This is a genomic window from Variovorax sp. SRS16 (genome assembly GCF_901827165.1).
In the GTDB taxonomy this organism is placed as follows: Bacteria; Pseudomonadota; Gammaproteobacteria; order Burkholderiales; family Burkholderiaceae_C; genus Variovorax.
Genome location: NZ_LR594666.1, coordinates 721,895 through 742,160, shown reverse-complemented (window position 1 = coordinate 742,160; position 20,266 = coordinate 721,895). Strand labels below are relative to the sequence as shown.

Genomic DNA, 20,266 nt, shown 5'->3' with positions numbered 1-20,266 from the left:
CGTCTGTAGGTTGGCAGCGTCGCGCCGTTACTGCACGGCGCAACGATAGTGCGGCGGCTGCGCGCCCGGCTCCGCCTCCCGGTCGACCCGTTGCAATTCGCTACGGTGGTGTTCGCGGCAATAGGCGCCGAGCAAACGCAGCGACTTGTCGGTGGCCAGGAGCGGCACGCCCTCGGTGCTCAGAAGCCGCGCAACCATGCCCCGGCCGCGCCGCTCCTCGGCGCTCGCGACCGAGAAGGGCGCCAGCGTGGAAACGCCCAGGCCATAGAGCTGGTAGTGCATGGCTTCCTGCGAGGCACCGAAGACCCGGTAGACCGCCTCGAAGGGAAATCCTACGCCCCAGATCACCACGGGGTCGGTCGGAAAGCCGGCGATCTGGCTCCGGGCGGCCGCGTCCGCCGTCCGGGCTGCGCGCGATTCGTCGAGCACTTGGACCGCGTTCGCCACCATCGCCAGCGCCAGGGCCATGCTGAAGACTCGCCCGCGCACCCCTTGCAGTCGGACGCCGCGCAGCATCGGGGCGATCGCCAAAAGACCAACGGCCGGCAGATAGACACGGATGATCCCTGGCCGGCCGAAGAAGCCGATCGCAACGATCGCGGCGAGGAAGACGGCCCAGGCCAGCAGCATCCGGCGGCTGGGCCACAGCACCGTGCCGAGCACCGCGACGAGCACCAGCATCAGGAGGGCGCCGTGCCCCAGGGCCTGCATGCTGGCGCCCACATGGAAGCGATCGCGCGCCGGGCGCTCCGAGGCATCTGCCAAGAGGGCTTTCAGGCGCGCCGGATCGGCGATCTTCGGATCGACGAAGAACCATTGCTCCACGAGTTCGACGTCGTTCAAGCTGTAGCCGTGCCGTGCGGCGATCTCCGGATGCTCGCGTAGCGAGTCGCCGGCATGGAAGTCCGTCAAGCGCGCCCGCGCCGGGTTAAGCGCATTGAAGGGCTGCCAAGCCTCGACGCGGTAAGACGCCTCGTCGATCCACACGGCGGCGCCTATCGCACACATCACCACCACGATCGCAAGCCGTGCGGCGCCAGCGCGCAGCATGCGCCAGGACAGCAGGGGCAGCGCCACGGCCAGCACGAGCATGAACTCCTGGCTGCGGATCAGGAAGCTCGCGAAGGCCAGCAACGCTGCGGCCGCCAGCAGCCAGCGCCGGCCATCGACCGCGAAGGCCAGCCATAACGCCAGCGCCGCGATCGTCAGCAGGCCGGCGTTGAGCGTGAACTGCGGAAAGAGGATCGGCCGCGCAAAGACCAGCGCGGCCGCGGCCAGGCTGGTCCAGGCATCGATGCCGAGCCTTCGCAAGCCGTACAGCAGGCCGGCGCAGGCCAGGAAGATGGCGGCGATCGTGGCGCTCGAATAGCCGAGCAAGCCGCCGACCGTCGGGATGCTGCGGGCCAGGTAGCCCCACAGCAGGTTCGAGAACATGAGCTGCGGCGCAGCGCCCGGGGCGGCGATGCCGTAGCCGTGGACGATCATGGACATCGCGACGTCGTCGTTGGTCTCCCAGCGCGGCGCGCACAGGCTCCAGAGCACGCCCATCAGCGCGGCCGCCAGGGCAAGCGCCAGCGCCAAATCGACGCGCTCGGAACGCCGGCTCTCCGGCCGGGAACTAGCCACGCGCAATGACCACGGTGCCGACCACGATCAAGGCCATGCCGACGAGCTTGGCCAGCGTGACGGGCTCGTCCAGCAGCCAGGCGCTCAAAACCAGCACCACGACGAAGTTCAGGCTCATGAACGGATAGGCATGGCTGAGCTCGAACTTGGTCATCGCCGCGATCCAGGTCAGGGATGCGAGGAAGGCGGCCGCCAGGCCCGAGACGATCCAGGGGTCGATCAGGACGCCGAAGACATAGCTCGCCTTGTCGGCGAACTCCAGCGGCAGCGGCCCGTGCGAAGCCACGCGCCACTTGAGCACCAGCTGGCCGTAGACGGTGAACGCGATCGTGGCCGCGATGTAGAGATAGTCGGCGAGCCGGGCCATCATGCAGCGTCCTGGATGGCGAGGCCGAAGCCGGTGCGGCCGTAGCCGTTGCCGTTATAGAACATGTAGCGCGCGCCGCCGTGCTCCAGCACGAAGGGGTATTCGATCATCTCGGCATCCCAGCCCGCGTCGGACACGTCGATGCCGGCGTCCTGCAGGCGCAGCGTCCAGCCCTCCCCGTCCGCGCTCCAGGCATAGCCGATACGGTAGCTCTCGCCCGCGCCGCTGCGGTACGAGAACCACATGTGCCAGCCGGCCGCGTCCCGGGCCACAGTGGGCCGAGAGAAGGCCTGCGCCTCGCCCAGCGCATAAGGGACGGCCAGCCCCCCGCGCTGCCAGCGATCGCCATCGTCGGATACGGCCCCTTTGATCACATGCACCATCTCGCCGTTGCCGCTGTCCCAGCTGTCGGTGGAGCCATACCACATGCGCCACCGGGCATTCGGCTCATCATGCAGCACCCAAGGATAGGAAAGACTCACCGAATCATCGGCATCCAGCGGCATGAAGGGCCCGTCGCCGTCCAGCGTCAGCCGCAATCGGTCGTCGACCCGCAGACGCCCGATCTCGCCGCGCCAGTGCGCGTCGGGCGGGTTCAGCCAGCCCATGAAGAGGATGTAGCGGCCCGTGGGCGTGCGGTAGCAGTTGCCGATACTGACGCCATCGGCATGGAAGCTGCCAGCCGGGCCATGCTCGAAGAAGGGCTCCGCATGCTCGCGCACGATCCGGCGGGCCACGATGTCGATGTCGACCGCTCCCACCGACGAACGGTTCGCCGCATCGCGCCCGCTGTAGAACACGCGGTAGACGTCGCCGTCGAGTTGCACAGGCAAAGGGTTTGCAGCATGCGTCGAGAGCTTCGGATGGCGCCCCTCGCGCTGGGGATCGTAGAGCCGCCCGAGCTTTCTCCAGGCGCCCGTCATAGGCCGCGCAACCGGTGGCTCGGCACTTTCGAGCGCTCGGTGGCGGCGCCGAGGTACACCCCGCCGGCTTCGGCATCGGCGAGCATCAGCGCACCGGCACCGATCACGCAGCGCTCTCCGATCGTGATGTGATCCCGCAACGTGGCATTCACTCCGACAAAACATTGCTCACCAATCACCACGCCTCCCGACACCACGATGTGCGAGGCCAGGAAGCAGTGGTCGTGGACCACCGAATGGTGCCCGATGTGATTGCCACTCCATAGCGTCACGTTGTTGCCGATCTTCGCGAACGGTTGAATGGTGTTGTCCTCGAGGATGAAACAGTTCTCGCCTATTTGGCCGTCAATGAGCACGGTCGCCTGGGAGCTCACATAGCTGGCGATGGCGTAGCCCTTGGCTTTCGCGGCCAAATATTTTTCCTTCCGGACTGCATTGAGCTTTGCATAGCTCAGGGCCACGAACATCGCGTGGTTGCCGGGTGGACATCGGTCCACGATGTCTTCGAACGGAATGACCGGCAAATCGCAGAACCGCGAGGCGTCCATGTAGGCCGCATCGACCGTGAACGCGACCACCTCGAATCGGGAATCACTTTTGAAATAGTAGTGAGCCAGCTGAGCGATCTGGCCGGTACCGAAGATTACGAGACGTTCGGTCATGCGAGCTTCCTCACCAGGATCGTAAATTCGTAAAGGCCGTAATCATGAAGCAGGGCAACGTTCCTGGCGTAACGCCGCTTGCAGCGATCGAAAAGCTGGCACGGGTCCGCGTAGTAGAGGTCTGCCCGCATCCGCTCCGGGTCCGAATAGGACGTCAGACAATTGAACGCGAAACCCAGCCGACTGCCGCGATCGAGCTGGTCGAGCGTGTCTTCCACATACGCCCGCCATTCCGTCTCGGTGCGCCCGAGCTTCACGTTGAATATCCCGCTCGCAATGCTGTAGTCGCTCACGTCGTCCGCCGAGTTCGCCTGCAGCAGTCTCACTTTGGCGCGAGCTTGCAGGCGTTCGCGCGCCGCTTGAATCATCGATTCAGCGACATCCACACCCAGATAGCTGAAGTCGTGACCTTTGGCGACCAGATGGTCATGGAGGGCGCCGTAGCCGCAGCCCAGATCGGTCACTGAGTAGGGTCGGCCGCCATCTATCACACGGCATAACTCCTCGAAGCGCGCGTTCTGCCCTTTCTCGTCATTCCAGTCCACGCCGCGAGAACTTTGGCCGTGCTCGTCCAGCTTGTTCGAATAGTAGCTTGCCACCTCCGACAGGATCCCCATTCTTTCGGACTCAGCCATGAATTGACTCCTCGCTCGGTTTGACTTCGAAGTACAGGACGAGCGCGCTGTCCGAACGCGCAAACAGCTTCTGGAGCCAATGCAGCGGACTCATGGTCACGCGGTTGAGGACCATGCCAAGCACAGTCGGAAATTTCGTCTTGAAACTGACTTCGCGTCGCCCGGATTGCTTGGTCCGTTCCAGCGCTGACAACGTCAGCTTGGCGCTCTCGCTCTTGCGGACCAAATAGTTGGACAGTGGCAACAACAAGTTGGAAACAGGAAAAGTCAGGCCCGCCATGTGCAGGATTCTCCATCGGTTGCTCGCCGTGAGCTTGGCAAAGCTGGATCGGGTATACCTTCTACAGTGCCCGGCTATGTCGTCCTCGATGCCCCAATGCGAGGGCGAGCCCGGCACGAAACCGATCATCAAGCCGGCCGGCCTCAGGATGCGGCTCGCGACCCCCATGAACCGAGCCTCCGCAGCTTCGTCGAGATGCTCCATGACCATGCACGAGATGACAAGGTCAACGGGTTCCAGCTGGGCGGCCGGCAAATTCAGGAAGTCGCTGTTGATCGCGGCGAAACGCTGCTGAGCAATCTCTTCAGCGAATCGCGCATCCAACATGGCAATGGTTCCGGAATCCAGATCGTAAGAACTTCCGCTCCAGCCTCTGTCCAACAACACCTGCGTGATCTCGCCGGCGCCCGGTCCAATCTCGACGAAACGGCCCGGCGTAAGCGGTTCGAGCCTCTCTTCGAGGTACATCAGCTGAAGGAGCGTACCGGGCGGAAGAACCGCGGGGCGATGGTTGCGCGAAGTGGGGGATGCCATCGGAGCCTCTTCTTCAGCGCTTGCGCTCGGCAAGAAAATCGGCCACCGACGCAGGCTCTTGGAACTTGAAACCCAAGATCTCCAGCTCGAAGGGCGAGAGTCCGGCGACGTCCAGGTTGCCGGGGATGCGGATCTGCTGTTTGAAATACGGAATGTTGAAGACGTGGTTGATCGCCCGTCGCTCATGGTCACTGCCGTTGAATCCGCCGGAATGGAAAACCATGGCATCCAGCAGAATGATTTGGCCGGCCCGCGCTTCGATCTGCACGGCATTCTTACGGATGTACTCTGGCGAAGCCAATGCGGCCAGCTTGTGCGACGCCGGAAGCACGAAAGTTGCACCATTCTCTCGCGTGAAGTCATCGATGCAATACAGCGCATTGACCGCGAGCGGCGTGGACGATACGAAATGCTGATAAGGCAGATCTCGATGCCAAGCCCCTTGGTTGTAGCGCTCCTTCGGGGGATTGACGACGCCGTTCTGCTGGTTGAGCACGAACTTTCCGGCGATGAGCTGTTGCACGGCTCGAAGAAGCATCGGATTCGTGGCCAAACGCAGGAAGATCCCGCCTCCGTGGCTTACCAGCAAACGGATGTTGTTGTATTCGTCGATCTCCCGCAGCAGCGCTGCGCCGTGGTGCCTTATGTAGCCCTCTCGAACGATGTCGAAGGCGTTGGCGATGTGCTTTCTTTCTTCCTCGGTGTACTCGACATCGATGACCGCATAGCCAAGCGCACGAACCTGCTCGATGGCTTCATCAAGCGGCGTGTCGATCTTCGATTGCTGCAAGACACCATAGAAACCCGATGGAACATTCTCGAAAGTTCGGACGTTCATCGAATGACTCCTCGTTCCGGATTCGAGGCAATGATCTCTCGAACAATGGTGTAAGGACGCTGCTTGACCTCAGAGAAGATCTTGGCGATGTAGATACCTTGCACGCCCAGGAAAGAAATGATGAGACCTGAAAAAAGCCAGATCGATGCAACGATCGAGGTGTAGCCATCTGGTGGAGACGAGGTCGAGAAGTAGCGCGACAACAGATAAAGGATATAGAACAGCGCGGTGACCGAGATCAGCAAGCCCGAATAGAAAGTAAAGACCAGCGGCAGGCTGCTGAACGAAGTGACCGCATTGACCAGGTGACTGATTTTTCGCGACAGCGAATAGGTGGTCGGGCTCGACGAACGCTTCTGAACCATGCGACGCGTTTGCCGGAAACCCGTGATGATCCAGAGCCCGCCGATGTTCAGCTCGCGCTCGCGATGCCGAAGAAGGGCATCGACATATCGACGGGTCATCAGGCGCGCAGTCACGATATTGTCAGGTTGCGCAATGCCGGTGAGCAAGCGGAACAGCTTGTAGAACGCCGCTCCCGTCACCCGCTCGATGCCGCCGCCCTTGCGTGCCGCTTGCACTCCATAGACGACGTCGCTCTTGTCTTCGGCCAACTGGCGCGAGAAGGGCTGGACCCACTCGGGCTCTTCCTCGAGATCGCTGTCGATCAGAAAGACGTGGTCTCCGATCGCCACATCGAGCCCGGTCATCATGGCCTTGTGATGCCCGAAGTTGCGCGACAGGTCAACGACGACCACATGCGAATCCCCGTGAGCCAGCTGCACCGCAACATCAAGGCTCCGGTCGGGAGATCCGTCGTTGACGAGCACGATCTCATAGTCCTCACCCGCGATCTCCTGCGCAGCAGCGCTCGCGCGCTGGTGGAATTCAGCGATGTACGGCTCGGACTGATAGAGCGTTGCGACGATGGACAGCTTCATTTGTCGATGTACCTCATGAAGCCCGGCGCTTCCCGACCGCAGTTGAACAGAAGGTCGAGTATGGTCACCTCGTGCGTGAATTCGCCCCACAGTTGTGGATACTCGCCATAGCCCGAATAGTCGAACCAATGCAAGCCGATGCCACGCTGCGCAAAGATCGATTCGTCGACATAGTCCCTTGCGGACGGACCTGAGAAGTATTCGCTGGCGCCAGCCTGAACGCAAATGTCCGCCAGCCGTTCGGTCTTGCCTTCGCTCAGCGCGTAGTCGGACGAACTGCTGATCTTGGTCTCGATCTTAAGATAACCGCAGACCGCCTCGATCAAACGGCGATTGAGGACCGACAAGTGCGTCGGCACATCGCTGGAAAAATAGTATGGCGCAAGCCAGTCTGCAACCTCGTTGAAGCAGGCCGCGCGCTTGTAGTTTTGCTCGAAGGCTTTCCAATGAAGTTCGGCCCATGCCGTGCCATCGACCTCGGTGTCCTTGATCTTTTGCGTGTACTTGCCCTTGGCTATGACGGGGACGGTAAGCCAGTGGAGGCCTTGCGGCGTCTTGATCTGATTGCGATTGCGCCAGTCTCGACGCGTGTACTGCATGTCGTCGTACAGCACGAATTCGTCGACCCGCGCAATCAGATCGAAGTATCCCTTCCAGGGGATGTAATTGGATTGAACGATTGCGATCTTTCTCATTGTGTCGATTGCAATCTCATCTAATTTCAACGAAGTGCTCGGCAACTTCAAGCGTCACCGCCTGTTGATCTTTCGCTGACAGTTGCGGGGGTGCACCCGTATCGGGCCATTGAATACCCAACTTGGGATCGTTCCAGCGAATCGCGCGCTCGTACTGCGGGGCATAGAAGTCCGTCGCTTTGTACAGAAAGTCCGCTGACTCGCTCACCACCAAGAAGCCATGCGCGAAGCCTTCGGGCACCCACAGTTGCTTCTGGCTCTCCTCGCTCAACTCGACCCCCACCCATTGCCCGAAAGTCGGCGACGACTTGCGAATGTCCACCGCCACGTCATACGCAGCCCCGCGCACGACCCGCACCAGCTTCCCCTGCGTTTGCTTGATCTGATAGTGCAACCCTCTCAGCACACCCTTGGCCGATCGCGAATGGTTGTCCTGCACGAACTCCACATGCCGCCCGATCGCCTCGTCGAATGCCTTTTGATTGAAGCTCTCGAAAAAGAATCCGCGCGCATCGCCAAACACCTTGGGCTCGATGACGAGCACGTCCGGAATCGCTGTAGGCGTCACTTTCATGACCGGACCTCTTCAGCCAAAAGGTGGTTCAGGTACTTGCCATACCCGCTCTTCTCCAGCGGCGCGGCAAGCTTCGTCAATTGCTCTGCATCGATGAACCCATGCCGCCACGCAATCTCTTCCGGGCAAGCAATCTTCAACCCCTGCCGATGCTCCAGCGTCGCGATGAATTGCCCGGCCTCCAGCAGGCTCTCGTGCGTCCCCGTGTCCAGCCACGCATAGCCGCGCTGCATGATCTGCACATTGAGCTGATCACGGTCGAGATACGCCTGATTCACCGCCGTGATCTCCAGCTCGCCCCGCGCGCTCGGCTTCACGGCCTTGGCAATGTCGATGACCTGGTTGTCGTAGAAATAGAGCCCCGTCACCGCATAGCTGCTCTTGGGCTTGACCGGCTTTTCCTCGATGCTGCTGGCCTTGCCGTTGGCATCGAAGGCCACCACGCCATAGCGCTCCGGATCGTGCACGTGGTAGGCGAACACGGTGGCACCGGCCTGCTTCGTATCGGCATCGGAGAGCAGATGCACGAAGTCATGCCCGTAGAAGATGTTGTCGCCCAGCACCAGCGCGCTCGGCGCATTGCCGATGAACTTGTCGCCGATGAGGAAGGCCTGCGCCAGGCCGTCCGGGCTCGGCTGTACGGCATATTGCAGGTTGATGCCCCATTGGCTGCCGTCGCCCAGCAGTTGCTGGAAACGCGGCGTGTCCTGCGGCGTGCTGATGATCAGGATGTCGCGCATGCCGCCGAGCATCAGCGTGCTCAGCGGGTAGTAGATCATCGGCTTGTCGTACACCGGCAGCAGCTGCTTGCTCATCGCGAGCGTGGCGGGATGCAGCCGCGTGCCGGAGCCGCCGGCCAGGATGATGCCTTTGCGTTGCGTCATATTGTCTTGGTCTTCTCTGTCTGCGTGAAGCTCAAAGCGTCTCGCGCAGCATGCGCGCGACGCCTTCCTGCCAGGGCGGCAGGCGGAGTCCGAAGGTCGATTGGAATTTGCTCGTGTCGAGCCGCGAATTGTGCGGGCGCACTGCCGGCGTCGGAAAGGCGCTGGTCGGCACGGGGTCTACCGCGGCGGGCGATGCCTTGAGCGCAACGCCCGCGGCCTCGGCCTGTTCGAGCACGAAGCGCGCGTAACCATGCCAGGTGGTCTCGCCGCCGGCGACCACGTGATAGAGCCCCACCTTGGCCGGATCGCGCAAGGTGTCCCGGATCGCATGGGCGGTCACGTCGGCCAGCAGTTCGGCGCCGGTCGGCGCGCCGAACTGGTCGTCGATGACGGTGAGCCGCTCGCGCTCCTTGGCCAGGCGCAGCATGGTCTTGGCGAAGTTGCCGCCGCGCGCCGCGTAGACCCAGCTGGTGCGAAGGATCAGATGCCGTGCACAGTGCGCGGCCACCAGTTGCTCGCCTTCGAGCTTGGTGCGGCCGTACACGCTCAGCGGGCCGGTGGCATCGTCTTCGCGCCATGGCGCGCTGCCGCTGCCGTCGAACACGTAGTCGGTGGAATAGTGGACCATCAGGGCGCCGATCTGCTGCGCCGCTTCGGCGACCACGCCCGGCGATGTCGCGTTGAGCTTGCGCGCGACATCGGGCTCGCTCTCGGCCTTGTCGACGGCGGTGTGCGCCGCGGCATTGACGATCACGTCGGGCCGCACCTGGCGCACGGTGTCCGCCAGTTGCTCGGGACGGCTGAAGTCGGCGTGCAGCTCGGCGCTGTCGAAATCCAGCGCCACCAATTCGCCCAGCGGCGCCAGGCTGCGCTGCAGCTCCCAACCGACCTGGCCGCCCTTGCCGAGCAGCAGCAGCTTCATGCCGCGGCCTTTGCGGGTGCCGCGTCGTAGTGCTTCTGCACCCAGTCGCGGTAGGCGCCGCTTTGCACGTTGCGCACCCATTCGCCGTTGGCCAGGTACCACTCGACGGTCTTGCGGATGCCGGTGTCGAAGGTCTCGGCCGGCTTCCAGCCGAGTTCGCGTTCGAGCTTGCGCGCGTCGATCGCGTAGCGGCGGTCGTGGCCGGGACGGTCGGTCACATAAGTGATCTGTTCGCGGTAGGGCTTGCCGTCGGCGCGCGGGCGCAGTTCGTCGAGCAGCACGCAGACCGTGTTGACGATGTCGATGTTGGGCTTCTCGTTCCAGCCGCCGACGTTGTAGGTCTCGCCGAGTCGGCCCGCTTCGAGCACCCGGCGAATCGCGCTGCAATGGTCCTTGACATACAGCCAGTCGCGCACCTGCATGCCGTCGCCGTACACCGGCAGCGACTTGCCGGCGAGCGCGTTGACGATCATCAGCGGGATGAGCTTCTCGGGGAAATGGAAGGGACCGTAGTTGTTGGAGCAGTTGGTCGTGAGCACCGGCAGGCCGTACGTGTGGTGCCAGGCGCGCACCAGATGGTCGCTCGCAGCCTTGCTGGCCGAGTAGGGGCTGTTGGGCTCGTACTTGTTCTCTTCGGTGAAGGCGGGGTCCTTGGCGGACAGGGAACCGTAGACCTCGTCGGTCGAGACATGCAGCAGGCGGAACGACGCCTTCGCATCGGCCGGCAATGCACTCCAATGGCCGCGCACGGATTCGAGCAGGCGGAAGGTGCCGAGCACGTTGGTCTGCACGAAGTCCTCGGGCCCATGGATCGAGCGGTCGACATGCGACTCGGCCGCGAAGTTGACGACCGCGCGCGGCCGGTGCTCGGCCAGCAGGCGGTCGACCAGGGCGCTGTCGCCGATGTCGCCCTGCACGAAGACGTGCCTCGGGTTGTCCTTCAGCGACGCCAGGGTCTCGAGATTGCCGGCATAGGTGAGCTTGTCGAGGTTGACGACCGCTTCATCGCCGTGGGCGAGCCAGTCGAGTACGAAATTGGCGCCGATGAAGCCGGCGCCGCCGGTCACGAGGATCATGCGGATTCCCTGCAGTTTGGAATGAACGACCGCCCGCCGACGATCGGGCGGAATTATCTCATCGCCCTCGGGATGGGCCGCCACGCTGACGGCATTGTCAGGCTCGCGTCATTTGAGGCGGCCCTTGGTTAAGCAACGGTAAAGCCTGGAACTCGATGCATCGGCGCCGGCTCCGAAATTGCAAAGCCGTGAAAAACGGCGAAGACCGACCTTCGAGGATGGAACCATGAGCGGCATGCGCTTCGACGAAATCGTGTTCGTCGACAATTTCTTTCGCTCGCCCGACAACGCATTGCCGTCGTATCCGGCGAACCGGCAATTTCTTTTCAAGGCCTTCGGGCTGCCGGCCGGACGGCTCGGCCTCCGGTGCCGGGAGGTCCATGCCCGCTCCGAAGGCGGAACGCTCGACGTCGGCGCGATGATGGATGCGCTGGCGCTGCCGCGCAGCGCGGCGGGCTGGGCCCGCACCTGCGTGGCCGACCTGGCGCCGCTGCTGGACGCGGGACTGCTGCCCCGGCTCACGCCGAACCAGTTGGTGATCGGCTGGGGCATGCCGCCCTCCCTCATGCATTGGGTCGACCGGCAGGGCGCCTCCTTCATCGACATCGAGATCTCGCCGGTCCGTTTCGCATCGCACCTGGCCTTCTGCGCGCGCACCAACGATCGGCAGATCGAAGCCGTGCTCGCGGGCTGGCGCATCGACGAGGAAGCGTTCTGGAACGAAGCCACCGCGACGCACGGCTACTTCTCGCGCCGCAGCGCCTCGCAGCTCTTCCATCGCGGGCTGCGTGTCGGGCTGTTCTGCGGCCAGAGCGCGATCGACCTGGCGCTGGTGCGCGACGGCAGGATCGCGCGCCCCATCGAGGTGCTCGACCCGGTGCGGGAGCTGGCCCGGAGCGTCGATCTCCTGGTGATCAAGCCGCACCCCTATGAGCCCGACCTGCGGCACCTCGCCGAACTCGCGGCCCAGATCCCCAACACGGCCTGGACCGACGCCAACATCTACGCGCTGCTGTGCGCGGACAACGTCGAATTCGTCTGCGGACTCTCGTCGGGCGCGCTGCACGAGGCGACCTACTTCATGAAGCCGGCCGTGCACCTGATTGCCTCCGACAGGAACAGCCGCGGCCATCTGCCGGCAAGCTGCTCGGACTGGATGCCGGTCGGCCCGGGCATCATGTCGCTCGAAGCGCTCGCCGGCATCGTCGCCAGCGCGTCCGACATGCCGCCGCGCGCATCCCGCTTTCCGGACGACGCGCTGGACCGCGCGTTCGCCCTGCGCTGGGGGCGGGATGCGCAAAACCCGGGGCTGGTCACGCCACCCGTGCCGACGCTCGGTGCGGTCCACGATCTGCGGGCCGCCGGACCGGCGCGGAACTGGCTCAGCTTCGGCTGGCGCACGATCGATGGCGCCGGGGTGCTGACTGCCGGCGAACGAGCCTGCGTCGTCATCCCGCTGGAGGCCGGATCCCTGGCCGGCGCCTCTTTTCTTCACGCGCATGTCGAAGGCCTGCTGTCCGCGCCGGCAGCGGCACGGCGGCCGCTCGTGCGTGCCTGGATCGACGGACACCGTGCCGACGTGCAGGCGATGCCGAGCGGCGGCGTGCGAGCCAAGGTGCGCCTCGACCTCTCGATCCGCCTGAATGCGGACCCTGCACCGCGCGTGCTCGTGCTCGAGTTCGAGATGGCCGGCGATGGACGCGCAAACTTCGAGCTGCAGCGCCTGGGCGTGCGGCCGACCGCAAGTCCTGCGGCCAGCGCCGCGATGCCCTCGGCCGCCTCGGCCATCGCGGTCATGGTGGCGCTCATCTTCCTGGGCGTGTTCAGCTCTGCGCTGCTGCGCGCCAGCAGCGCCGATCCCGAAGCCGAAGTGACCGGCGCGGCGCAATGGACCCAGATCAAGAGCACCCTCACGACCCCGGTCGAGTGGGTCCGCGACGACCTCCATCTGCTGCTGCGGCAGCATCGCGGCTGACGCATGGGCACCCCGCTCTAACAATGGGCCGCCCCGTGGCCTAAAGTCGAATGCTTCGCCCACCGAGATCACATCCATGGAAAAGCCCAACCCCAAGAACGAAGAGGCCACCGCGGCCGCCGATCGCATCAAGGACTCGGCCCAGCAGATCTGGCTGGCCGGCCTCGGCGCCTTCGCCAAGATGCAGCAGGAAGGCAGCAAGGCTTTCGAAGCGCTGGTGAAGGACGGCGCCGGCGTGCAGAAAAAGACCCAGCGCGCCGCCGAGGAAACGCTGGCCCAGGCGCAGGCCCGCATGGCCGGCCTCGCCAGCGAGTTCGGCACCAAGGCCGCGGGCGGCTGGGGCAAGCTCGAGACCATCTTCGAAGACCGCGTGGCACGCGCGCTGGACAAGCTCGGCACGCCTTCGGCCGAGCAGATGGCCGCGCTGCAGGCGCGCGTGGAAGCCCTCGAAGCCCAGCTGCGGCGCTCGGATACGGCGGGCCATGCATCGCCTCGACCGGCACGCAAGACCGCGGCACGCAAGTCCAGCGATGCCGCCGCGGCCAAGCCCCTGCGGCGCCGCGCAACGCGCGGCAGTTCGGGTACCTGAGGCGTCCTGAGCATCGCCTGACTGTCCCCGGCCGCCATCGACCTTCGACATCGATTGCCCGGCCGCCCGGGACTTGCGCTAGAGTGCCCCCAGAGACAACCAGGGGCTACGACATGGCCAAGAAAGCGCCACGCCGCACTGCGCAACGCATCCTCGAAGCCGCGCTTGACCTGTTCAACCGCTTCGGGGAGCCGAACGTCTCGACGACGCTGGTGGCGGGCGAGCTCAAGATCAGCCCGGGCAATCTCTACTACCACTATCCCGCCAAGGACGAGCTGATCAACCGGCTCTACGAGGGCTACGAGACCGAGCTCAACGAGTTGCTGCACGCAAGCGAAGGCGTGCACGACGTCGAGGATGCGTGGTTCTTCATGCACAGCCTGTTCGAGCTGATCTGGCGCTACCGCTTTCTCTACCGCGACCTGAACGACCTGCTGAGCAAGAACCGGCATCTCGAGACCCAGTTCCAGCTGGTGCTGAAGAACAAGGCGCGCGCCATCCGCGCCTTGCTCGCGGGCATGAGCCACGCCGGGCACCTCGACATCGACGTGCACGAGGTCGACCCGCTGGCCCAAAGCATGGTGGTGGTGCTGACCTACTGGCTCAGCTACGAGTACGTGCGCAATCCGCGCGAGGCGCTGGAGCCCGCGCACGCGCAGGGCGCGCTGCTGCGCGGTGCGCACCACACGCTGCACCTGCTGGCGCCCTACCTTGCGACCGAACAGCGGCGGCATCTGCTGACGCTGAGCAATGCCTATTCCGGCGAAGATCAACCTGCAACGGTCTGACACGTCCACGCATGCCCCCTCCGGATCTTCAACCTCTCTCGCTGCTGTCGGCCGGCCAGGCGGCCGATGCCCAACCGTGGACCCGGCTCCCGTACCGGGACGTGCCCCGCTTCGACGCCGCCTCGCTGCTCGCGCAATGGACGCGGCTGCACGCAGGCCAGGGCCTGCAGCCGCCCGCGCCCGGACCGTTGGCCGAGGGCTGGGCCCACTACCACGGCGGCGACTTCGAGCGCGCCGCCGCCATCGGCCTGCAGCACGGCCACGACGGGCTCGCGCTCGCCAATCAGGCGACGGCCATCTATGCCAACTACCTCGAGCCGCGCGAAGCGGTGCGGCTGGCGCTGTTCAGGCAGGTGGCCGAACGTGCCGCCGCGCAATCCGGCGAAGAGCCCGAGAACTGCCAGGCGCTCTACTGGCAGGCCTACGCGCTGGGACGCTACAGCCAGGGCATCAGCGTGGCGCGTGCGCTGGCGCAGGGCCTGGGCGGCAAGGTCAAGAATGCACTCGAACGCGTGATCGCGCTGCAACCGCACCACGCCGACGCGCACATCGCGCTCGCCTCGTTCCACGCCGAGGTGATCGACAAGGTCGGCGTGCTGGTGGGCCGCATGACCTACGGCGTGCGCACCGAGACCGCCATCCAGCTCTTCGAGCGCGGGCTGCAGCTCCATCCCCATTCGGCCTGCGCGCTGATGGAGTACGGCCGCGGCCTGCTGATGCTGCACGGCGATTCGCGCATGGCCGAGGCCACGCGGCTCTACGAGCGGGCCTCGGCGCTGGAGCCGGCCGATGCGCGCGAGCGGCTCGACGTGGAACTGGCGCGCGCCGGGCTCTTCGACTGAGTTCGATCGGCGGCGGCGCCGCCTTAAGATGCGGCTCCTTTTCCTGACGACGATGCCCGCATGTCCGATCTGAACGCCCTGTTCGAAACCGCCCAGGCCAACGCCAAACTGCTCGCCGAGCGCCCCGACAACCCGACGCTGCTCAAGATCTACGGGCTCTTCAAGCAGGCCACGGCCGGCGACAACACCGAGAAGAAGCCGAGCTTCAGCGACATCGTCGCGCGCGCCAAATGGGAGGCCTGGACCACCCGCAAGGGCCTCGGCGCCGACGAGGCCAAGCAGGCCTACGTGGACCTGATCGAGTCGCTGCGCTGACGCGCGCCGCGCTAGCCGACGATGCCCCGCTCGCGCAGCGCGGCGATCTGCGCTTCGCTCAGCCCCACTTCGCGCAGCACCGCATCGGTGTCTTCGCCCAGTGCCGGCGCGTTGCGCCGATGCGAGGCCGGCGTCAGCGAGAGCTTCGGCACGAAGCCCGGCACCGCAAGCGCACTGCCGTCGGCCATCTCGACCTGCTGCAGCATGCCGCGCGCCGCGTAGTGCGGATCGCCGGCGATGTCGGCGATGGTGTAGATGCGGCCGGCCGGCACCTGCGCCGCGGCCAGGGCATCGAGCACGGCATCGACCGTGCGCGTGGCGGTCCAGGCGCCGATCGCCGCGTCGAGCGTCGCCACTTGCGCCACGCGGCCCGCGTTGTCGGCCAGCGCGGGGTCGGCTGCCAGATCGTCGCGGCCGATGCAGCGCATGAGCCGGCGGAAGATGCTGTCGCCGTTGCCCGCGACGATCGCGTAGCCGCCGTCGGCACAGCGGTAGGCGTTGGTCGGTGCGATGCCCGGCAGCGCGCTGCCGGCGGCCTCGCGCACGGCGCCGAACGCGCTGTACTCGGGCAGCAGGCTTTCCATGCAGTTGAAGACGGCCTCGTAGAGCGCGACATCGATCACCTGTCCGCATCCGCGCGGATGCTGCGCGCTCACCGTCGCGCGGCGATGCTGCAGCGCCAGCAGCACGCCGATCACGCCGTGCAGCGAGGCCAGCGTGTCGCCGATCGAGACGCCCACGCGCACCGGCACGCGGTCCGGCTCGCCGGTGAGATGACGCAGCCCGCCCATCGCCTCGGCCACGACGCCGAAGCCGGGCCGGTCGCGGTACGGGCCGGTCTGGCCGTAGCCGCTGATGCGCAGCATCACCAGCGCCGGGTTGGCCGCCAGCAGCTCGTCGGGGCCGAGCCCCCAGCCCTCCATCGCGCCGGGGCGGAAGTTCTCGATCAGCACGTCGGCATCGGCCGCCAGTTGGCGCACGATCGCTTGCGCCTCGGGCTCGCGCAGGTCGAGCGCGAGCGAGCGCTTGTTGCGCGACTGCACCTGCCACCAGACCGAGGTGCCGTCCTTCAGCAGGCGCCACTGGCGCAGCGGGTCGCCGCCCCGCGGTGCCTCGATCTTGATCACCTCGGCGCCGAAGTCCGCCAGCGTGCGGGCCGCGAAGGGGCCGGCGATCAACTGGCCGAGCTCGATCACCTTGAGCCCGGCGAGCGGCCCGGCCGCCGGCGGCGCCGTTGCGGGACCGTTGCTCACTTCCAGTCTTTGTCGTTGTAGGCGTCGTCGTCGACGGATGCGTCGTCGGTGCCGGTGCCCATCAGCGCGTCGAGGTTCTGCGTCAGGCGCTGCTCGATCTGCTCGCTGAAGCTGCTGTAGAGAAAGCCCAGGGTCGCACGGAGGGTGATGGTGTCGGCCGTGACCTCGCAGGTGCCGTCGATGCCGGCGCGCGAGAACCGGGCGAGGTCGCAGCGCTCGCCTTCGTCGTAGCTGCATGCCACGCCGTAGTCCTGCTCGGCCTTCTGCACCCATTGCCGGGCGATGCCGCGGGCGGCAGCCAGTCCCAGCGTGTGCTGGCGTTCGATGTGGATATCAGGCACCGGGGCCTCCATGGTTGTTGTGGTTGTCGGAATCCGGGGCCGGCCGCGCGGCCGTGGACGCGGTGGCGGTCTCCGCCTTCAGCGCCGGCACGCGCTCGTCCTGCGGCAGCGCGGCCAGGCGCTTGACCTCGGCATAGAAGCGCGGCCAGTTCTCGTCCTCGTGCTCGAACAGCGCTTCGAATGCGGGCACCAGGTCGTCGTAGGCGGCCTGGGCGCCGAACAGGGCGTTGTTGGCGCGCGCGACCCAGCCATCGTAGGCGCCCTGGCGCGGGCCGCTCCAGGTGGCGCGCAAGGCGGCGTAGCGGCGGCGGAACTCGTCCATCGCGGCCTTCTTGCGGGCCTCGACGGCCGGCCAGTCCTGCGCCTTCGCTTCCCTGGAATCGTAGATGCCGGACAGCACGCGCCGCGTGTCGGCGGCCAGCGCGCGGAACTGCTGGCGCTGCGCATCGAACTGCGCGTATTCCGCGCGCGCGGCCTCGCCGGCCTGGGTGCGCAGCCAGCGTGCGCCGCCGATGCGTTCGACCGCGGTCGCGTAGGACTCGTTGAACATGGTGTCGCCGGGCACGTACAGCACCTGGTGCGCCAGTTCGTGGAACACGATGCGCGCGAGCTCGCCCTCGGGATAGCCGATGAAGGTGGACAGGAGCGGGTCGCCGCCGAGCCAGTTCATCCAGCCGAGCGTCGAATAGGCCGGCACGGGATAGACGACGGCCTCCAGGCCCTGCGTCGTCTGGGACGCCGCCTCGGCCTTGGCGGCCGCCTCGTCGTAGTAGCCGCGGTAGCCGACGCAGCCCACGATCGGAAAGCACCAGGTCTTGAGCGTGAGCGAATACGGCGGCGCGGCGACCACGTTCCAGACCGCGGCGGCCCGATGCAGATCGGCATAGCGGGTGTAGCTCGCGTTGTCGGGCAGGCCGAGTTCGGTGACGGCGAAGCGGCGGATGCGCTGCGTGAGCTCCAGCTTGGCCTTGAGCGCCGCCGAGGTGGACGGATCCTGCAGCCACTGCGGCACGGGGCGCGCGGCCCGCATCAGGTTCAGATGGCCGCTGGCCGACTGCCAGTAGTAGCTGGCGTCGGCACAGCCCGCGAGCAGCGTCGCGCACGCAACGCCGGCCAATGCCGCTGCGGCAGCCCAGCGGCGACGACTCATGATGCGGCGGCCTCGACCTGCACCAGGCAATCGTAGAAGGTCGGCCCGCGGCCGATGTCGGTCAACCGCTGGCTGGTGAGCTGGTTGACGTTGGTGCCATCGAGCCCGAGCTTGCGCCACCAGACGCCGAGGCCGTGCACCACGCCCGGCCGAGCGCGGCGCGAGATCTCGGCGCGGCAGCGGTACTCGCCGCGCGGGTTGAAGACGCGCACCGTCGCACCGTCCTCGATGCCGCGCGCCGCGGCGTCGGCCTCGTTGATCTCGAGCAGCGGCTCGCCCTCGATCGCGCGCAGGCTGCGCACATTGACGAAGGTCGAATTGAGGAAGTTGCGCGCCGGCGGGGAAATCATCGCCAGCGGAAACTCGGTGGAGCTGCCCGCCGGCTCATGGTTGGGCACGTGGTCGGGCAGGCCGTCCTGGCCCTGCGCGGCCAGCCGCGCGCTGAAGAATTCGCAGCGGCCCGAGGGCGTGGGGAAACGGCCCTCGGCATACGGCGCATCGGGCAGGTCCAGGCGGACGAAGCCTTGCGCCATCAGCTGGTCGAAGTCGATCGAGGCCTCGCGCGCGAACGCGAGGCGGCACAGCGTCTCGTCATCGTCGGAGAAACAGGGCTCGTCGAAGCCCATGCGCCGCGCCAGCTCGCGGAACACCCAGGCATTGCTGCGCGCCTCGCCGCGCGGCGCCAACGCGGGCCGGTTCAGCATCACATCGGTGTGGCCATAGCTCGTGTGGATGTCCCAGTGCTCGAGCTGCGTGGTGGCCGGCAGCACGTAGTCGGCATAGTCGGCGGTGTCGGTCTGGAACTGTTCGAGCACCACTGTGAACAGGTCCTCGCGCGCGAAGCCCGCCACCACCTTGCCGGAATCCGGCGCCACGGCGACCGGGTTGCTGTTGTAGACCACGAGGGCGTCGACGGGGTTCGCCGTATCGAGCAACGCATCGCCGATGGCGCTCATGTTGATGGTGCGCGGCCGCCGGCCCGCGAGCAGATCGGGCCGCTGCAGCGCGGCGCGGTCCACCGGGAACTGACCCGAGCTGCTCAGCAGCAGCCCGCCCGCCCGATCCCGCCATGCGCCGACCAGCGCGGGCAGGCAGGCGATGGCCCGCGCGGCATTGCCGCCGCCGTGCACGCGCTGCATGCCGTAATTGAGGCGGATCGCCGCCGGCTTCGTGGTGCCATAGGCGCGCGCCAGCGCCGCGATCTGCGCCTCGGGCACGCCGCAAACCGCCGCTGCGCGGGCCGGCGGCCATTGCAGCGCACGCGCGCGCAGCGCGTCCCAGCCCAGGGTGTGGTGTGCGATGTAGTCGGAGTCGAGCCAGTCGTTCACAACCAGCTCGTGCATCAGCGCCAGCGCCAGCGCGGCGTCGGTGCCCGGCAGCAGGGCGAGGTGCTCGTCGCACTTGTCGGCGGTCTCGGTCCGGCGCGGATCGATGCACACCAGCCGGGCGCCGGCGCGCTTGGCGGCCTGCGCGTGGCGCCAGAAATGGAGATTGCTGGCGATCGAGTTGCTGCCCCAGATCAGGATCAGCTTCGCCTCGGCGAAGAACTCGACCCGCATGCCGACCTTGCCGCCGAGGGTGTAGCCCAGGGCCTCGCCGCCGGCGCTGGAGCAGATCGTCCGGTCCAGCAGCGAGGCGCCGAGCTTGTGGAAAAAGCGACGATCCATCGACTCGCCCTGCACCAGGCCCATGGTGCCGCAGTAACTGTAGGGCACAATCGTTTCGGGATTTTTACGTCTGCGGCGCTCCAGCTGCGCGGCGATGTCATCCAGCGCGGACTCCCACGAGACGGGCTCGAAGCGTCCGCTGCCCTTGGGGCCGGAACGCTTCAGCGGTCGAACGATGCGCTCCGGGTGGTCGTTGCGCTCGATGTAGCGCGAGACCTTGGTGCAGAGCACGCCGGCCGTGTGCGGATGCGCGGGGTTGCCCTGGAGCTTGACGGCGATCCCGTCCTGCACGGTCGTCACGAGCGCGCAGGTGTCGGGGCAGTCATGGGGGCAGGCGCCCCGTACTTGGATGAGGGAGTTCATGGCGTCGACCGGGGCAAGAACCATCG

General features: G+C 66.1%; 22 protein-coding genes. 5 read left to right on the top strand and 17 right to left on the bottom strand.

What is annotated here, in order from left to right; all coding sequences use genetic code 11:
• Positions 1 to 27: 27 nt before the first annotated feature.
• From E5P2_RS03655 to rfbB, 13 genes are all read right to left on the bottom strand, one after another.
• A complete protein-coding gene (locus tag E5P2_RS03655) occupies positions 28 to 1,626 on the bottom strand; it encodes a hypothetical protein (RefSeq protein ID WP_162565801.1) in 1,599 nt (532 codons plus the stop codon).
• The gene (locus E5P2_RS03650; RefSeq protein ID WP_232080564.1) at positions 1,619 to 1,996 is read right to left on the bottom strand and encodes an EamA family transporter; all 378 of its coding nucleotides are present in this window, start codon (positions 1,994 to 1,996) and stop codon (positions 1,619 to 1,621) included. Before E5P2_RS03650 ends, E5P2_RS03655 begins: the two co-directional genes overlap by 8 nt.
• A complete protein-coding gene (locus tag E5P2_RS03645; RefSeq protein WP_197908445.1) occupies positions 1,993 to 2,826 on the bottom strand; it encodes a hypothetical protein in 834 nt (277 codons plus the stop codon). The genes E5P2_RS03650 and E5P2_RS03645 overlap by 4 nt, the downstream gene beginning before the upstream one ends.
• Positions 2,827 to 2,912: 86 nt before the next feature.
• Entirely contained in the window at positions 2,913 to 3,578 is a 666-nt protein-coding gene (locus E5P2_RS03640; protein ID WP_162565798.1) for an acetyltransferase, read from the bottom strand.
• Positions 3,575 to 4,213 carry a class I SAM-dependent methyltransferase gene (locus E5P2_RS03635; RefSeq protein ID WP_162565797.1) on the bottom strand — a complete coding sequence of 213 codons (639 nt, stop codon included), beginning with the start codon at positions 4,211 to 4,213 and terminating at the stop codon, positions 3,575 to 3,577. The genes E5P2_RS03640 and E5P2_RS03635 overlap by 4 nt, the downstream gene beginning before the upstream one ends.
• Entirely contained in the window at positions 4,206 to 5,027 is an 822-nt protein-coding gene (locus E5P2_RS03630; RefSeq protein WP_162565796.1) for a methyltransferase domain-containing protein, read from the bottom strand. Before E5P2_RS03630 ends, E5P2_RS03635 begins: the two co-directional genes overlap by 8 nt.
• A gap of 13 nt (positions 5,028 to 5,040) precedes the next feature.
• A complete protein-coding gene (locus E5P2_RS03625; protein ID WP_162565795.1) occupies positions 5,041 to 5,865 on the bottom strand; it encodes a phytanoyl-CoA dioxygenase family protein in 825 nt (274 codons plus the stop codon).
• Entirely contained in the window at positions 5,862 to 6,806 is a 945-nt protein-coding gene (locus E5P2_RS03620) for a glycosyltransferase family 2 protein (RefSeq protein WP_162565794.1), read from the bottom strand. Before E5P2_RS03620 ends, E5P2_RS03625 begins: the two co-directional genes overlap by 4 nt.
• On the bottom strand, positions 6,803 to 7,501 hold the full coding sequence (locus E5P2_RS03615; RefSeq protein ID WP_162565793.1) for a WbqC family protein: 699 nt from the start codon (positions 7,499 to 7,501) through the stop codon (positions 6,803 to 6,805). The genes E5P2_RS03620 and E5P2_RS03615 overlap by 4 nt, the downstream gene beginning before the upstream one ends.
• Before the next feature lie 16 nt (positions 7,502 to 7,517).
• The gene (gene rfbC / locus E5P2_RS03610) at positions 7,518 to 8,075 is read right to left on the bottom strand and encodes a dTDP-4-dehydrorhamnose 3,5-epimerase (protein WP_162565792.1); all 558 of its coding nucleotides are present in this window, start codon (positions 8,073 to 8,075) and stop codon (positions 7,518 to 7,520) included.
• The gene (gene rfbA / locus E5P2_RS03605; protein ID WP_162565791.1) at positions 8,072 to 8,959 is read right to left on the bottom strand and encodes a glucose-1-phosphate thymidylyltransferase RfbA; all 888 of its coding nucleotides are present in this window, start codon (positions 8,957 to 8,959) and stop codon (positions 8,072 to 8,074) included. Before rfbA ends, rfbC begins: the two co-directional genes overlap by 4 nt.
• Positions 8,960 to 8,990: 31 nt before the next feature.
• Entirely contained in the window at positions 8,991 to 9,881 is an 891-nt protein-coding gene (gene rfbD, locus E5P2_RS03600; protein ID WP_162565790.1) for a dTDP-4-dehydrorhamnose reductase, read from the bottom strand.
• Positions 9,878 to 10,957 carry a dTDP-glucose 4,6-dehydratase gene (gene rfbB / locus E5P2_RS03595; protein ID WP_162565789.1) on the bottom strand — a complete coding sequence of 360 codons (1,080 nt, stop codon included), beginning with the start codon at positions 10,955 to 10,957 and terminating at the stop codon, positions 9,878 to 9,880. Before rfbB ends, rfbD begins: the two co-directional genes overlap by 4 nt.
• Before the next feature lie 226 nt (positions 10,958 to 11,183).
• On the opposite strand from rfbB, the gene E5P2_RS03590 reads away from it, so the two are divergent.
• The 5 genes from E5P2_RS03590 to E5P2_RS03570 all read left to right on the top strand — a co-directional run bounded on the left by E5P2_RS03590 (position 11,184) and on the right by E5P2_RS03570 (position 15,466).
• Positions 11,184 to 12,932 carry a hypothetical protein gene (locus E5P2_RS03590; protein ID WP_162565788.1) on the top strand — a complete coding sequence of 583 codons (1,749 nt, stop codon included), beginning with the start codon at positions 11,184 to 11,186 and terminating at the stop codon, positions 12,930 to 12,932.
• A gap of 76 nt (positions 12,933 to 13,008) precedes the next feature.
• Entirely contained in the window at positions 13,009 to 13,521 is a 513-nt protein-coding gene (locus E5P2_RS03585; protein WP_162565787.1) for a phasin family protein, read from the top strand.
• A gap of 113 nt (positions 13,522 to 13,634) precedes the next feature.
• Positions 13,635 to 14,309: a TetR/AcrR family transcriptional regulator gene (locus tag E5P2_RS03580; RefSeq protein ID WP_162565786.1), complete on the top strand. Its 675-nt coding sequence runs from the start codon at positions 13,635 to 13,637 to the stop codon at positions 14,307 to 14,309.
• Between the two features lie 11 nt (positions 14,310 to 14,320).
• Positions 14,321 to 15,151, top strand: a complete 831-nt coding sequence (locus tag E5P2_RS03575; RefSeq protein ID WP_174262637.1) for a hypothetical protein — start codon at positions 14,321 to 14,323, stop codon at positions 15,149 to 15,151.
• Positions 15,152 to 15,211: 60 nt separating this feature from the next.
• Entirely contained in the window at positions 15,212 to 15,466 is a 255-nt protein-coding gene (locus tag E5P2_RS03570; protein ID WP_162565785.1) for an acyl-CoA-binding protein, read from the top strand.
• An 11-nt stretch (positions 15,467 to 15,477) separates the two neighbouring features.
• Here E5P2_RS03570 and E5P2_RS03565 read toward each other — a convergent pair whose 3' ends face one another.
• The 4 genes from E5P2_RS03565 to E5P2_RS03550 are packed head-to-tail and all read right to left on the bottom strand — an operon-like array spanning position 15,478 to position 20,264.
• On the bottom strand, positions 15,478 to 16,719 hold the full coding sequence (locus tag E5P2_RS03565) for a CaiB/BaiF CoA transferase family protein (protein WP_162565784.1): 1,242 nt from the start codon (positions 16,717 to 16,719) through the stop codon (positions 15,478 to 15,480).
• The gene (locus E5P2_RS03560) at positions 16,716 to 17,060 is read right to left on the bottom strand and encodes a polyhydroxyalkanoic acid system family protein (RefSeq protein WP_162565783.1); all 345 of its coding nucleotides are present in this window, start codon (positions 17,058 to 17,060) and stop codon (positions 16,716 to 16,718) included. The genes E5P2_RS03565 and E5P2_RS03560 overlap by 4 nt, the downstream gene beginning before the upstream one ends.
• Complete coding sequence (locus E5P2_RS03555) at positions 17,053 to 18,210, bottom strand: aminopeptidase (RefSeq protein WP_162565782.1); 1,158 nt, start codon at positions 18,208 to 18,210, stop codon at positions 17,053 to 17,055. The genes E5P2_RS03560 and E5P2_RS03555 overlap by 8 nt, the downstream gene beginning before the upstream one ends.
• The gene (locus E5P2_RS03550) at positions 18,207 to 20,264 is read right to left on the bottom strand and encodes a molybdopterin-containing oxidoreductase family protein (RefSeq protein WP_162565781.1); all 2,058 of its coding nucleotides are present in this window, start codon (positions 20,262 to 20,264) and stop codon (positions 18,207 to 18,209) included. The genes E5P2_RS03555 and E5P2_RS03550 overlap by 4 nt, the downstream gene beginning before the upstream one ends.
• Between the last annotated feature and the right edge of the window lie 2 nt (positions 20,265 to 20,266).